This window comes from Bacillota bacterium (genome assembly GCA_040754675.1).
In the GTDB taxonomy this organism is placed as follows: Bacteria; Bacillota; Limnochordia; order Limnochordales; family Geochordaceae; genus Geochorda.
The window spans coordinates 1-14,190 of sequence record JBFMCJ010000050.1; the positions used below are offsets into that span (position 1 = coordinate 1).

Below are 14,190 nucleotides of genomic sequence, written 5' to 3' on the forward strand. Positions count from 1 at the left end.
GGGGCCTGCTCGCCTACCACGCAGTCGTACCGCAGTTTGCCGGCCCCCAGAGCGTGCTCCTGGCGACGGGCATCCTGGGCGCCACCGTCATGCCGCACGTGGTTTTCCTCCACTCGGCGCTGACCCAGGGGAGGATCGTCATCCAGGACCCGGCCATGAAGCGGCGCCTCTTCCGCTACGAGGTGGCCGACGTCGTGCTGGGGATGGGGATTGCAGGGCTCGTGAATGCGGCCATGCTCATCATGGCGGCGAGCACCTTCCACCGCCACGGCCTCACCGAGGTGGCGACCATCGAGGAAGCTCACCGCACGCTCGAGCCGCTGCTCGGCCCGGCGGCGAGCTGGGTCTTCGCCGTGTCGCTTTTGGCTTCGGGACTCTCGTCGTCCACGGTCGGCACGATGTCCGGGCAGGTGATCATGCAGGGGTTCCTGCACTGGCACATCCCCACGTGGATCCGCCGCATCGTGACCATGGCACCCTCGTTCATCGTCATCGCCCTGGGCCTGGAACCCACGTACATCCTGGTGCTCAGCCAGGTGGTGCTGAGCTTCGGGCTCCCGTTCGCCATCATCCCCCTGGTATATTTCACCAGCCGCCGGGAGATCGTGGGGCCGCTGAAGAACCATCCGGTGACGGCGGTCGCGGCGGCAGCGGTGGCGGCGCTCATCATTGCGCTGAACGCATACCTGCTCTTCCAGACGCTGGCGGGGAGCTGAGAGCAGCGTGTTCGGGCATCTGCTGGTGCCCCTCGACGGGTCGACCCTGGCAGAGGCCGTGCTGCCCGTGGCCGAAGCGCTGGCGCGTTGCCTCAACGCGTCCATCACGTTGCTGCACGTGCTGGAGCACAACGCCCCGGCCCGTGTCCACGGCGAACGGCACCTGTGCGACCCGCAGGAGGCTCAAGGCTATCTTGGCGGCGTCCTCGAACGGCTGCGAGCGAAGGGCTTTTCGGCTCAGTGCCACGTGCACGAGGTCCCCGAGGGGGATGTGGCGAGAAGCATCGTCCAGCACGCCGAGGAGCTGGCAAACGACCTGGTGCTCCTCTCCACCCATGGCCGGGGCGGCATGCGGGATTTGCTGGTGGGGAGCATCGCGCAGCAGGTGTTGACGAACGGGACCCGCCCGGTGCTGGTGGTTCACCCCGGCGCCGTGCCCGATCCGTTTGGGCTGGGCCGGCTCGCCGTGCCCCTGGACGGTACGGCCCGCCACGAGCACTCGCTGCCGGTCGCGTGGGCCCTCGCCCGGGCGTGCGGCGCCTCGGTGCACCTGGTGACGGCGGTGCCGACGCCCGCCGAGCTGGCTGTCGAGCAGGGCGCCGCCGGGCGGATGCTGCCGCTCACCACGGCCGCACGGCTCGACATCGAGGAGCAGGAGGCGCAGCGCTACCTGCGGGAGGTCGCCCGAACCGCCCCCGGTGTGAGCGTGTTCCTGCACGTCCGGCGGGGCGACCCGGCCGGCGAACTCATCGCCTGTTTCCGGGAAATTCGCGCAGACCTCGCGGTCGTCGCCACCCACGCCCTCAAGAGGTGGGATGCCTTCTGGGCCGGGAGCGTCACCCCGCGCCTTTTGAGCCAGTGGCGCCGCCCCGTGCTTCTCGTGAGAGCCACTGAGGCCCCGCAGGATGGCAGGCAGATGTAGGACATCCCTTGCAGGAAGGGAACGGGCCGGCGGCGTATGTCGCGGCCGGTCTAGACCGGAAAGGAGGACCCCCATGACGCCGACGATGCGCCGGGTGGCAGCGCTGGTTTCGACTGCCGTGGTTAGCGCTCTGCTGGCCGTCCCCGTGCACGCCGCATGGACGGGCGAGATCGTCCTGTGGGACGCGCCTCGGTGGCGGGACGAGGCGGGCGACCAGTTCCACTGGATCAAGGCGAAGATCAAGGAGTTCGAGGCGACGCACCCGGGCGTGAAGGTCACGCTGGTCGAAACGCCCTGGGCCGAACTCGCGCAGAAGCTCTCCATCGCCATTGCCGGACGGGCGTGGCCTGACATCGCCCCGGTGGACATCTCCGGCGGCGCCATCAACATCCAGTACCTCCGGCAGGGCGTGGTGGAGCCGCTGGATTCGTTCTTGACCAGGGAGGAGCTGGCGGACTTTTACCCCGGAGCCCTGGACGCGTACACGTTCGAGGGCAAGCTGTACGGCATCCCGACCTCGATGACCGTCCACTCCATGATGCTGGCGCTCGACCACTTCCGGGCGCGCGGGGTGCAGGTGCCGCCGAAGGGGCGCTGGACCTGGGACGAGTTCGTGCAGGCGATGCGCAAGCTCACCTACGACAAGGACGGGGACGGCAAGCCCGACGTCTACGGCTTCACCACCTACATCCTGAAAGGCTACTACGAGGCCTGGCCGCTGCTTTACATGGACGGCGCCCGGCCGCTGTCGCCAGATCTTTCGCGCTACACCTTCGACTCGCCTCAGGGCGTCTCGGCGCTGCAGAAGGTGCTGGACCTGAAGTTCAAGGAGAAGGTCGCGCCGATGGAGCTGGGGTCGGCCGATGTGGGCGGCACGTTCCAGGCGTTCGCGAATCCCGAGCAGCGGCGCATCGCCGTTGAGCCGTGGGCTTCGTGGGCCATCGCCACGCTTCGCACGAACCCCAAGTACAAGATGGACTTCGCGGTGGTGGAGTACCCCATCGGCGCGTCCGGCAAGCCGGTAACCATCGGCGGGACCGGCGGCTGGGTGGTCTTCCGGCAGCCCAACAAGGAGAAGCTGGCCGTGGTGGTGGAGCTGGCGAAGCACCTTTCCACGACGCAGGAGCAGTACGCGTTCGCCAGGTTCTACGGCACCTTCCCGGCCCGCAAGTCCGTGCTGCCGCTCGACCCGTACGGCGACAACCCGCAGATGCAGCAGGCGGCGCAGATGCTGGCGTTCGCCGAGATGGTGCCGATGCACCAGAACTGGCGGCAGATCGACGAGCGGATCCAGGCCCAGCTTCAGATTGCGTTCGCCGGCGAGAAGTCGGCCGAGCAGGCGCTGAAGGATGCGGGCGTGGAGGCGCAGCAGTTCCTCAAGTGAGCGGCGTCAAGATGGCAGCGGCCGGGGCAGCACGGCGGCCCCGGCCGCTGTGGCAAGAGATCTGGCGGCAGCGGTCCGCGTACGTGTTCATCGCGCCGAAGTACGCGCTGTTCGTCGTCTTCGTGGCGGCGCCCGTCATCTGGGCGTTTCTCATCTCGCTGCAGGAGTTCAGGATCTTCGAGACGGTCTGGGTGGGGCTGGACAACTTCCGGAGGGTGTTTGGAAGCGACCTCTTCTGGGTGGCGCTGCAAAACACCCTGCACTACACCTCCGTCACGGTGCCGGCCAACATCCTCATCGCGCTGGTGCTGGCGAGCCTCATCTTTCCGCTCAAGAGCGGGGCGCAGACGTTTTTCCGGGCCGCCTACTACCTGCCGACGGTCGCGGCCGCTGTGGTCGTGGCCATGATCTGGCGATGGATTTACAACTACTCCTACGGGCTCTTCAACTTCGTGCTGGAGTCGGCGGGACTGCCCCGCATCAACTGGCTGGGAAGCTCGGCTTACGCCATGTGGTCGATCATCCTGATGAACATCCTGATCCCGCCCGGCACCGGGGTGCTGTTGTACCTGGCGGCAATGGGCTCCATACCCCAGACCCTGTACGAAGCGGCGACCCTGGACGGCGCCGGCGGGTATGCGCGGTGGCGGTACGTGACCCTGCCGCTGCTGAAGCCCACCACCCTCTACCTAGTCGTGCTGAGCACCATCGGGTCGTTTCAGGTGTTCACGCCGGTGCTGATCATGACGCAGGGCGGGCCGGGCTACGCCACCACGACGCTGGTGCACCTCATCTTCAACACGGCCTTCCTCGACTTCAACTTCGGGCTGGCGGCGGCGCTGTCGGTGGTCTTGTTTGCGCTCATCATGGTCTTTGCCGTCTTCCAGTTCCGGTGGCTTGCGTCGGACATCGAGTACAGCTGAGGACTTGAGGGGTCAAGATGGGAAGCCACCCGACCGAGACCGGACTCATCAAGGGCGTTGGGGCCGAGGCCCGCGCGGTTGCACGGGCGCGGGCCATCACGCTCGGGCGGGCGGGGCGTGCCGTCGGGCGGGGCACCGCCTATGCCGTGCTCATCCTGTGGGCCATCATCTCGCTGATGCCCCTTTACTGGATGGTCACGACCTCGTTCATGCTGCCGGACGAGGTGTGGAAGGTGCCGCCGACCATCGTCCCAACCATCCTCAAGCAAATGCCGGCGCTGCTCGCGACGGGGCAGTGGGCCGAAGCGGGCAAGCTCTGGGAACAGGCCATCGACAGCTACCGCTTCCTGTTTCAGTCCACCCCGGTTGTACGGTGGATCACCAACTCGGTCATCGTTTCGAGCGTGGCCACGCTGGGTGTCCTGTTGCTCGACTCCATGGCGGCGTACGCGTTCGCCAAGCGGCGGTTCCCCGGCCGGGAGCTTTTGTTCTGGATCATGATCAGCACGCTCATGATCCCGGGCCAGGTGACGCTCGTGCCGATGTTCATGATCATCCGCGACGCCGGGCTGATGAACTCGCTTTGGGCCGTCATCCTGCCCGACCTCAGCATGGTCTTCGGGGTCTTTTTGCTGCGGCAGTTCATGCGCACCATCCCGACCGAACTCATCGAGGCGGCCACCATTGACGGCGCCTCGGAGTTCACCGTCTACAGCCGCATCATGGTGCCGCTTGCCAAGCCGGGGCTGGCGACCCTCGGCATCCTGACGTTCATGGCGACATGGAACTCGTTTTTGTGGCCCCTCATCGTGCTCCAGCGATCTGAGCTTTTCACGCTCACCGTGGGGCTCAAGACGCTGCAGGACAAGAACCTGGTCCAGTACGGCCTTCTGATGAGCGGTGCCACGGTGGCGGCGGTGCCCATGATCGGGGTCTTCCTCATCTTCCAGCGCTACTTCGTCAAAGGGCTCACGCTCGGCGGGCTGAAGGGCTAGCTACTCCCACAGGAAGCTGAGCACGAAAAGCCCGGAGATGATCCACATGAGCCAGTGCACGTCCCGGGCCCGCCGGGTCAGGAGTTTCACGCCGACGTAGGTGATGAAGCCGTAGCCGATCCCCCGGGCGATGCTGAACGTCAGCGGGATGGTCAGAAGCGTCACGAACGCCGGGAACGCCTCGGTGTAGTTGTCGAAGCGGATCTCCTTGACCACCGTGCTCAGCATCAGAAAACCCACCACGATCAGCGCAGCCGCCGTCGCCTGCGGCGGCACGACGACCAGCACGGGCGCGAAGAAGACCGCCGCGAAGAAGAGCAGGGCCGTCACCACCGACGTAAGCCCCGTCCGGCCGCCTTCGCCCACTCCCGAGGCGCTCTCGACGTAGGTGGTCACCGAGCTTGCGCCGAACAGCCCGCCCAGCACCGCCGCCAGTGAGTCCACCAGCAGGACGCGCTTGATGCCGCCCAGACGCCCTTCCCGGTCGAGCATGCCCGCCTCGCCGGCGACGGCGACGACCGTACCCATGGTGTCGAAGAAGTCCGTCATCAAGAACGCGAAGATGGAGCTGAGCAGTCCCAACTGGAGCGCTCCGGCCACGTCTAGCTGGAAGATGGTTCCAAACGACCCCGCCCCCGGCACCGCAATGAGCCGTTCCGGCAGCCTGGTGATTCCCAGGGGGATGCCGGCCAGCGCCGTGAGGACGATGCCGCCGAGGATGGCGCCGCGCACCCGAAGCGCCAGAAGCGCGGCCGTCACCAGGATGCCGCCGAAGGTGAGCAGCACCCTGGAGTCTGTGAACGAGCCGAACGTGACCAGCGTCGCCTGGCTCGCCACCACCAGGCCGGACTGCGACAGCCCGATGAACGCGATGAAAAGCCCGATGCCGGCGCCGATGGCACGCTTGAGTTCGAGGGGGATGGCGTTCATGACGCCCTCTCGCACGTTGGTCAACACAAACGCCGTGACGATGGCGCCCTCGACGAAGACGACGCCCATTGCCGTCTGCCACGGCACCTGCAGCCCCAGCACCAGACCGAACGCGACCGCTGCGTTGAGCCCCATACCCGACGCCAGCGCGAACGGGTAGTTGGCGTACAGCCCCATCGCCAGCGTCGCGATGCCCGCCGCCAGCGCCGTGGCCACGGCGACGGCCTCCCCGGGCATCCCGGCCGCCCCCAGGATGCTGGGGTTGACGAAGAGGATGTAGGCCATCGTCATGAAGGTGGTCAGGCCAGCCAGAACCTCAGTGCTGACGGTGGAACCCCGCTCCCGCACCCGAAAGCGGCTCTCCAGCCAGGCGCTGAGGCCTGAAGTTCGTGGCTCGTCCGCGCTCCCGATGCGTGCGACGTTCATCGGCCCCAATCCCTCCTGCTCCCAAGCGACGATGTGCGGGTCAGCCGGACCGACTGACGGTCGGTCGGTCCCGCCCCTGCTCCTGCAAGGCGATGTCCGCGGGCCCGGGCGCGGCAGCCCGGGCTTCCTGGAAGACCCGTTCGGCCCGGTAGGAACTGCGCACCAGCGGCCCGCTGAACACCTCCATGAAGCCTTCCTCGTAGCCCCAGTCCCGGTACCGCACGAACTCCGCCGGCGTCACGTAACGTTCCACGGGCAGGTGGCTCTTGCTGGGGCGCAGGTACTGCCCCATCGTGAGGATGTCGACGCCTGCCGCCCGCAGGTCGCGCATGGACTGGCGGATCTCACCGTCCGTCTCGCCGAGGCCCAGCATCAGGCTGGACTTGGTGAGCACCTCGGGGCGGTGCTCCTTGGCGAACGCCAGCACGGACAGGGTCTGCTCGTACCCGGCCCGGGGGTCCCGGACCTTCGGCGTGAGGCGCCGCACCGTCTCCAGGTTGTTGGCGAACACGTCCAGCCCGGAGTCCACGACCACGGCGACCGCCCGGCCGTCCCCCCGGAAGTCCGGCGTGAGCGCTTCCACCTTCACCTGCGGCGCGGCCGCCTTGATGGCCTGAACCGTGCGGGCGAAGTGCGCCGCGCCGCCGTCGGGGAGGTCATCGCGGTCCACCGACGTGAGCACCACGTACTGAAGGCCCAGACGGGCCACCGCCTCGGCCACCCGGCGCGGCTCGTCCGGGTCGATCCAACCGCGGGGGTTACCCGTCGCCACCGCGCAGAACTTGCACGCCCGGGTGCACACCCACCCCAGCAACATGAAGGTGGCGGTGCCGTGCCCCCAGCATTCGGCCACGTTGGGGCACCGCGCCTCCTGGCAGACCGTGTGGAGGTCGAACGTCTTGATGACCCCGGCCACGTGGCTGTAAACAGGACCATAGGGCAAGGGGACCTTCAGCCATTCGGGCTTGGGTTGGGGCCGGCCCTCCTCCACGTGCTTTTTCCGGAGCCCCCCGCGAGCCACCTTGATCTCCGGCATCCTGCAGCGCCTCCGGTTTCGAGCGGGCCCGTTCTTTCAGGGAACTATCACCGCTCTGCCCGGAATCCTGCCTTCCTTCAGCTTTCGGTAGACCTCCCCAATCTGGTCGAGCGGGTAGAACTCGAGCTGGATGGGTGTGAGCTTGCCGCTTTCGGCCAGGGCGATGACCTCCCGGAGTTCCTTGAGGTTGCCCCACAGCGTGGCCTCGAAGTGCACCTCGAACCGGCTGTTCTTCATGACCTGGATGGTCGCGGCGCCGCCTGCCAGGCCGACCTGCGTCACCTTGCCCCCGGTGGCCGCCGTGCCAATGGCAAGCTCCAGGGTGGAGGCCGCGCCCACGAAGTCGAACGCCGCCTGCACGCCCACTTCCTCGGTGAGATCGAGGATGGCCTTGGCCACGTCTCCGCGCCGGCCGTTGAACGTGTACTCGGCCCCGTACTGCCCGGCAAGCTGCAGCTTGGAATCGTCGATGTCCACGGCGATGATCCGCACCGCGGACAGCGTCCGCAGGAGCTTGATGCCGAACTGGCCCAGGCCCCCGACGCCGATCACCAGAGCCCAGCCGTCCGGCGCCAGGAACGGCATCGCTCTCTTCACGGCCCGGTACGGCGTCAAAGCGGCGTCGGTGTAGACGGCCGCCTCGCGGGGCGAGAGCCTCTCCAGCTTGACGAGGTAGCGCTCGTGGGGGACCCGCAGGTACTCCGCATACCCGCCGTCGTGCTGGGAGAGCCCCACCCACTGGGGGCGCAGGCAGAGCTGCTCGTTGCCGGTGATGCAGTAGCGGCAAGTCCCGCAGCCCCAACCCCCGTACACGGCGACGCGGTCGCCCACCTTGACGGCCCGGACGGCCTTGCCGACCTCGGCCACGGTACCTGCGTTTTCGTGCCCCAGGATGAGGGGAAGCCGGGGCAGAATCTGGAGCTCGCCGTCGATCACGTGGAGGTCGCTGTGGCAGAAGCCCGCTCCCTCGATCTTGACCAGGACCTCCGTGTCCCCGACCTCGGGCGTGGGAACTTCCTCGATCACCAGGGGCTTTCCGTATTCGTGGAGCCGTGCTGCTTTCATCGCTCCCTCAGGCCCTCTCCTGCGTCTTCGGTTTCGGCCGTCAGCCTACCAGATCGCTAGCCTACCACGACGACATGGACCTCGGACGGCCCATGCACCCCGATCACGAGGTCGTTCTCGATGTCGGCACTCCGGCTCGGCCCCGTCACCACTGCGACCGAGGACGGAAGCGGCTCGCCGGACAGGCGCCGGAACAACTCGGCCAGCGTGTTCAGTATGTCCGCCCGCCCAACCGCCGTCACCTGAATGCGCGGGAGAAGGCTTGCGAGCCTGGCCTGCTTGGGGCTTCCGAAGAGCACCACGCTCCCCGTCTCCGCCACCGCCCACCTGGCGACCGTCACGCCGACCTCCGCGCCCTCGACCTGGGCCCGCCACAGCCTCGCGGCCTCCGCCCGGCCGTCCGGCGATCCGTCCCGCCAGACCACCGCACGCAATCCGGCCTCCTGAAGGGCGTCCAGCACGTCAGGGCCGTCAACGGGCGACATGCCGGACAGGACGATGGCCGCCCCGGCCGGCGCGACCGTGCGGCAGATGTCTGCGATCACGTGGCGCAAGGAGCCGGCGTCGCGGACGTCGTGAACGTGGCCCCCGAGCTGCCGGAGCATCCGGGTGAAGCGTTTTTCAGGTCGCTCCCACACGCCGGCCCTCCCGGGCTCCGCCCCCGCGGCCACTTCCCGTTGCGGGCCCCGCCCTCGGGCACCGTCCGGCGGCCTGCTCGGCTCCTGCCTCGCCTGCACGTCTCCCAAGAGCACCTCGCCTCGCCGCCACAGTTCACCGAAGCTCGCCGGCGCGGGCGGCAGCAGATCCCGGCCCTGGGTCCATCCGTCGATGGGCGCAGGCAGTCGCGAAAGCCAATCATCCCGCCCGCGAAGCCGGGTACGGGACGCAAGGCGCGCTGCCCGGATGCTCAGGCGGTAGCCCCACGGCCGCTGCCACAGCCACCCCGTCAGGCGCAGACCCCGGCCCAGGCCGCTCTCGTCCCGGCCGTGCTGTGCGGCGCCGGCGCGGTGGCGCAGGATCAGGTCGTGAAGCGGTATCCCGACGGGGCAGGCCTCGGTGCAGGCCGCGCACATCGAACACGCCTCGGCCGGCAGAGCCTCGACGCCTTCGGCCCGCCCCGCTTCCAGCAGCGGCGCAAGCACGACCCCGATGGGCCCGCCGTAAACGGAACCGTAGGCGTGGCCCCCCACCTGCCGGTAGACCGGGCAGTGGTTGAGGCAGGCGCCGCAGCGGATGCACGCGAGCACGTCCCGGTAGGGGGAGCGGCGGATCCGGGTGCGGCCGTTGTCAACGAAGACGACGTGCAGTTCCTCCGGGCCGTCGGGCTCGCCAGGGCCCCGGGGGCCGGTGACGAGGTGGGTGTAGACGGTGAGGTGCTGGCCGGTGCCGCTGCGCGCCAGCAGTTCCAGGAAGGGCGGAAGGTCGGCCAGTGACGGGATGATCTTCTCAATCCCGGCCACCGCGACGTGGACGGGCGGCGCCGACGTAACCAGCCTCCCGTTGCCCTCGTTGGTACAGAGGACCACCGTCCCCGTCTCGGCCACCACGAAGTTGGCGCCCGATATCCCGATCCCGGCGTTGAGAAACTTCTCCCGGAGGACCCGGCGGGCGACCGCGGCCAGCGAGGGCGTATCCGTCGAAACGGGGTGGCCTACCAGGCGGGAAAACAGTTCTGCAATCTCGGCGCGGCTTTTGTGAATGGCGGGCGTCACGATGTGCGCGGGGCGTTCGCCCGCAAGCTGTACGATGAACTCCCCCAGGTCGGTCTCGACCACGTCGATCCCGGCAGCGGCCAGCGCCTCGTTGAGGTGGATCTCCTCGGTGACCATCGACTTGGACTTCACGACGAGCCTGGCCCCGCGGCGGGCGGCGATCTCCCGCACGACACGTCCCACTTCGACGGGCGTGGAAACCATCCATACGTTGCCGCCCCGGGCCTTGATGGCTGCCGCTGCCTGTTCCAGCAGTTCGTCCAGGTGCTCCAGCGCGTGCGCCTTGGTCGCGCGGGCGCGGTCCCGCAGGGCCGTAAAGTCCCCATCCGCCCACCCGTCGGCGGCGAGTTCCGCAAGCGACGCAAACGCCCGGCGCCGGGCCGCTACCTTGCCGTCCACGGTGACGCGAACGGCCTCCCGAAGCCTCGCGTCTTCAAGCGCCCTGGCCGCCCTCTGCCGGAACGCGCTCGGCCGGCGGCTCACGGCAAAAGCCCCGTTCCCTCGGCGAGGAGCTCGGCAAGGTGCATGAAGCGCAAGCCCAGGTCCCGCCGGTGCGATCGGCCCATCAGGTGCAGCAGGCAGGAAGCGTCGCCGCTGACGACCAGTTCGGCCCCGGTCGATCGGATGGCGTCCAGCTTGTCGTCCGCCATCGCCACCGAAACTTCGGGTGACTTCACGGCAAAGGTCCCGCCGAAGCCGCAACAGAGTTCGGCGCCGGGGAGCGGAAGAAGCTCCAGGCCTTTTACGCCGGCAAGAAGCCGCAACGGGGCATCCGCCGCCCCGAGCAGGCGGATGGAGTGGCAGCCGGAGTGGTACACCGCCCGGGCCGGGTAGTGGGCGCCGATGTCATCGACCCCCAGCACATCGACCAGGAACTGCGAGAACTCGTACGTCCGGGCCGCCACCTTCCGGGCTCGTTCGGCGAGAACGGGCGCGCCGTGCCCGAAGATTTCCGGGTAATACTCCCGCACCATCGACACGCACGAACCCGTGGGGCCCACCACGTAATCGGCACCGTGAAAGACGTCGAGAAAGTGCTCCGCCAGGTCCCGGGCTTCGCGCCTGTACCCACTGTTCCAGTGGGCCTGGCCACAGCAGGTCTGCCCGGCGGGGAAGTCCACGTCCACGCCCAGGCGCTCGAGGATGCGCGCGGCCGCCACCCCTGCCCTCGGGAAAAAGACGTCGTTGACACAGCCGATGAAGAGCGCGACCCGCATGCCGGCACCGCCCGGTTCTTTCCACTCCGCCTGCGCACCAACAGAGTACGCCCTTCGCGCAGGCCCTCCCTCCGCCATGCCGCGCCCCGCAGGGCGGGTGGCGTGTTGGAGCTTACGACCTGAAGGCGCCCGTGAACCTAGTCGAAGTCCGGCGGGAGTTCCGGGTGCGTGTAGAGGTGGTAGAGCCGGAGCACCTGGCCGGGAGTGATGCGCGTAACGGAAAGCGGCGGTAGCTCGCCGACCGCGAACCACCCCACCTCCTCCGTCTCAATACCGCCCTCCGGCCGGCCGCCCGTCAGGTCGCAGGCGATGCAGATCTTGTAGACCGCGTACGCCACGGGCCTGCCGTGGTGGCGGGAGTTGTCCCAGACCGCGAGGAGCCGCACCGGGCGAACCCGGTACCCTGCCTCCTCCGCCACCTCGCGAACGGCCATCTCAGACGGCGACGAACCCACGTCCGCCCAGCCGCCTGGCAGCGACCACCGGCCGTCCGATCGCTCCTTGACCAGGAGCACCCGGCCATCCTGGAACACCGCCGCCCGCACGTCCACCTTGGGGGTGGGGTAGCCCCTTTCACCGGCGAAGAGTTCTTCCAGGCGGGCCCGGTCCGCATCGCAGAGCAGCTCGGTATGGGCCGCCAGCATCTCGACGGCAAGCTCGCGCAGGGCGCGATAACGCTCGAGGTCGTATGGGTCGCTCGCAAACGTCAGCCCCGTCTGCGCGAGCGCCTGGATGCGCTTGGCCCACCGGATCCACTGCGGTTCCACAGGCGTCCCCCCGCACCGGGCGTCGGGTCACGTCATCATTGTACTGCCCTGGACACTATCAGAGCGCAGCCGTTCCGGCACGCTCAAGCCGCGCCTGCGCGCCTGCCGAGGTCCTTAATGGAGAGGTCGCGCCGGTCCATGCCGCTGTCGTCCCCCGGGGGTCAGGGGCAAGGGGTGGGTGCCGGTGCGCGGGTCGCGGTTCGTCCGCGGCGTCTGGCCGCTGCGGGTTTTGGGGCGGGTTCTGCCCGCGCTTGCGAGCATCCTGGTCCACGCTGAGGCAGCGGCCGCCACGCCCTCTTCGCTCCCTCCCCCCGCTCCTGCGAGACCGGTCCCGGTGCTGCGCGGGATCTACCTCCCGGCCGGACGGCTGCTGCAGGGCGTGAGCGATGCCGAGTGGGCCGCCTGGATCGAGTCCGGTATCAACGCGGTTGTGGTGGATCTGAAGAACGACGAAGGATGGGTGCTTGCCCCGGTGGACGTTCCCGAGGTGAGCGCGTTCAAGGCCCGGTGGTCCCCCGGCCTGGATCTGGCCGGCTTCACGGCCCGGGCGCGGCGCGACGGCTTCTACCCGGTCGCCCGCATCGTGGCTCTTCGGGACAACCGCGCCGGGCGGGCGCGGCCGGACCTGGCTCTTCGCTCCCGGTCGGGGGAGGTCTGGAGAGGAGCAAAGGGGGAACGCTGGCTTGACCCCCGCCGCGCCGAGGTACGGCGCTACATCGCAGAGCTCGCGGTCGCCGCGTCCCGGATGGGATTCGCCGAAGTGCACCTTGACTACGTCCGCTTCCCGAGCGAGGGGCCCTTGCACCGGCTGGCCTGGCCTTCCGGCGCTTCGAAGGTGGACGCCGTGGCCGGGTTAATCTCAGCGGTGGCCGAGGCGCTAGCCCCTACCGATACGCTCCTCTCCGCGGCCGTGTTCGGACAGGCCTGCGTCCTCGAAGGCGACATGGGGATCGGGCAGCGGTGCGAATCCGTGGCCGGGCAGGTCGACGTAGTGGCGCCCATGGCCTATCCTTCACACTATGCCCGGGGAAGCTTCGGGCTGGCCGTGCCCGAACGCGCCCCCGGCCGAACCGTTGAGCGCACCCTGGCTCGTACGACAGCCCGCGTCGAACGGGCCCGGGTGCGCCCCTGGCTGCAGGCCTTCACGCTGCGGGTTCCGTACGGTGCGGTGGAACTCGCCGAGCAGATCCGCGCCGCTGAGGCCGCCGGCACGGCCGGATGGTTCCTGTGGAACCCCTATGGCGTCTACCCGTACCTCCAGACGGCCATGGAGCTGGCCAGGCGGCCCGTCGCTAGTGCTGGAGCACCTTGGCCAGAAACGCCTTCGTACGCTCGTGCCGGGGAGCGCTGAAGAAGCGGTCGGGCGGCGCCTCCTCGACCACCTGCCCGGCGTCGAAGAAGATGATGCGGTCGGCCACCTCCCGGGCAAAGCCCATCTCGTGGGTCACCACCAGCATGGTCATCCCCGAGCGAGCCAGCTCCCGCATGACGTCCAGCACCTCACGGATCATTTCGGGGTCGAGGGCGCTGGTCGGCTCGTCGAAGAGCATGATCTGCGGCTCCATGGCGAGCGCCCGGGCGATGGCCACCCGCTGCTGCTGCCCGCCCGACAGCTGCCCCGGGTACTTGCGGGCCTGCTCGGCGATGCCCACCCGCTCGAGAAGCTGCATGGCCAGCGCCTCCGCCTGCGGCCGGGGCATGCGCCGTACCCACACCGGCCCGAGCGTCACGTTGTCCAGCGCCGTGAGGTGCGGGAACAAGTTGAACTGCTGGAAGACCATCCCCACCTGCCGCCGGATGGCGCGGACCGCCGCCGGGTCGTCGTCGAGGGGAGTGCCGTTGACCACCAGCCGCCCGTCCTGGAACGGTTCCAGGCCGTTGATGGTGCGGATGAACGTGGACTTCCCTGACCCCGACGGCCCGCAGACGACCACTTTCTCCCCGCGCCGCACCTTGAGCGAAATCCCCCGAAGGACGTGGAAGCGCCCGAACCACTTGTGCAGGTTTTCGCACTCGATGGCCCACTCTGCCGCCAACGCCTACGCCCTCCCCGGAGCCTGAGGCCGCTTCAGCCGCCGGCTCACGGCCGACATGGCG

At 68.7% G+C, this 14,190-nt stretch carries 13 protein-coding genes; 6 read left to right on the forward strand and 7 right to left on the reverse strand.

Features of this window, described 5'->3' with window-relative positions; all coding sequences use genetic code 11:
- The 5 genes from AB1609_04860 to AB1609_04880 all read left to right on the forward strand — a co-directional run.
- Positions 1-716: Nramp family divalent metal transporter (locus tag AB1609_04860; GenBank protein MEW6045800.1), on the forward strand; the 716-nt coding region annotated here is incomplete at its 5' end.
- A 7-nt stretch (positions 717-723) separates the two neighbouring features.
- Positions 724-1,638: a universal stress protein gene (locus AB1609_04865; protein ID MEW6045801.1), complete on the forward strand. Its 915-nt coding sequence runs from the start codon at positions 724-726 to the stop codon at positions 1,636-1,638.
- A 73-nt stretch (positions 1,639-1,711) separates the two neighbouring features.
- A complete protein-coding gene (locus tag AB1609_04870; protein MEW6045802.1) occupies positions 1,712-3,022 on the forward strand; it encodes an extracellular solute-binding protein in 1,311 nt (436 codons plus the stop codon).
- Complete coding sequence (locus tag AB1609_04875) at positions 3,019-3,945, forward strand: sugar ABC transporter permease (protein ID MEW6045803.1); 927 nt, start codon at positions 3,019-3,021, stop codon at positions 3,943-3,945. The genes AB1609_04870 and AB1609_04875 overlap by 4 nt, the downstream gene beginning before the upstream one ends.
- Positions 3,946-3,962: 17 nt before the next feature.
- Complete coding sequence (locus AB1609_04880; protein ID MEW6045804.1) at positions 3,963-4,940, forward strand: carbohydrate ABC transporter permease; 978 nt, start codon at positions 3,963-3,965, stop codon at positions 4,938-4,940.
- On the opposite strand, the gene AB1609_04885 is transcribed toward AB1609_04880, so the two are convergent.
- From AB1609_04885 to AB1609_04910, 6 genes are all read right to left on the reverse strand, one after another.
- Positions 4,941-6,296 (reverse strand): NCS2 family permease, encoded by a 1,356-nt coding sequence (locus AB1609_04885; GenBank protein MEW6045805.1) that lies wholly within the window; start codon positions 6,294-6,296, stop codon positions 4,941-4,943. It lies immediately after the preceding gene.
- Between the two features lie 40 nt (positions 6,297-6,336).
- Positions 6,337-7,332: a lipoyl synthase gene (lipA, locus tag AB1609_04890; protein MEW6045806.1), complete on the reverse strand. Its 996-nt coding sequence runs from the start codon at positions 7,330-7,332 to the stop codon at positions 6,337-6,339.
- 36 nt (positions 7,333-7,368) lie between these two features.
- A complete protein-coding gene (locus tag AB1609_04895) occupies positions 7,369-8,397 on the reverse strand; it encodes an NAD(P)-dependent alcohol dehydrogenase (protein MEW6045807.1) in 1,029 nt (342 codons plus the stop codon).
- A 56-nt stretch (positions 8,398-8,453) separates the two neighbouring features.
- Positions 8,454-10,592 carry an LUD domain-containing protein gene (locus tag AB1609_04900; protein MEW6045808.1) on the reverse strand — a complete coding sequence of 713 codons (2,139 nt, stop codon included), beginning with the start codon at positions 10,590-10,592 and terminating at the stop codon, positions 8,454-8,456.
- A complete protein-coding gene (locus AB1609_04905; GenBank protein MEW6045809.1) occupies positions 10,589-11,326 on the reverse strand; it encodes a (Fe-S)-binding protein in 738 nt (245 codons plus the stop codon). Before AB1609_04905 ends, AB1609_04900 begins: the two co-directional genes overlap by 4 nt.
- A 137-nt stretch (positions 11,327-11,463) precedes the next feature.
- On the reverse strand, positions 11,464-12,093 hold the full coding sequence (locus AB1609_04910; protein MEW6045810.1) for an NUDIX hydrolase: 630 nt from the start codon (positions 12,091-12,093) through the stop codon (positions 11,464-11,466).
- Positions 12,094-12,277: 184 nt separating this feature from the next.
- Between AB1609_04910 and AB1609_04915 the strand changes: the two genes are divergently transcribed.
- On the forward strand, positions 12,278-13,444 hold the full coding sequence (locus tag AB1609_04915) for a putative glycoside hydrolase (GenBank protein ID MEW6045811.1): 1,167 nt from the start codon (positions 12,278-12,280) through the stop codon (positions 13,442-13,444).
- Here AB1609_04915 and AB1609_04920 read toward each other — a convergent pair.
- A complete protein-coding gene (locus AB1609_04920) occupies positions 13,386-14,129 on the reverse strand; it encodes an amino acid ABC transporter ATP-binding protein (protein ID MEW6045812.1) in 744 nt (247 codons plus the stop codon). The genes AB1609_04915 and AB1609_04920 overlap by 59 nt on opposite strands.
- Positions 14,130-14,190 lie beyond the last annotated feature (61 nt).

Excerpts from the sequence above, each read along its gene's own strand:
- AB1609_04870 (MEW6045802.1), top strand. The coding sequence starts at position 1,712 with ATGACGCCGACGATGCGCCGGGTGGCAGCGCTGGTTTCGACTGCCGTG.
- lipA (MEW6045806.1), bottom strand. The coding sequence starts at position 7,332 with ATGCCGGAGATCAAGGTGGCTCGCGGGGGGCTCCGGAAAAAGCACGTG.
- AB1609_04880 (MEW6045804.1), top strand. The coding sequence starts at position 3,963 with ATGGGAAGCCACCCGACCGAGACCGGACTCATCAAGGGCGTTGGGGCC.
- AB1609_04895 (MEW6045807.1), bottom strand. The coding sequence starts at position 8,397 with ATGAAAGCAGCACGGCTCCACGAATACGGAAAGCCCCTGGTGATCGAG.
- AB1609_04905 (MEW6045809.1), bottom strand. The coding sequence starts at position 11,326 with ATGCGGGTCGCGCTCTTCATCGGCTGTGTCAACGACGTCTTTTTCCCG.
- AB1609_04885 (MEW6045805.1), bottom strand. The coding sequence starts at position 6,296 with ATGAACGTCGCACGCATCGGGAGCGCGGACGAGCCACGAACTTCAGGC.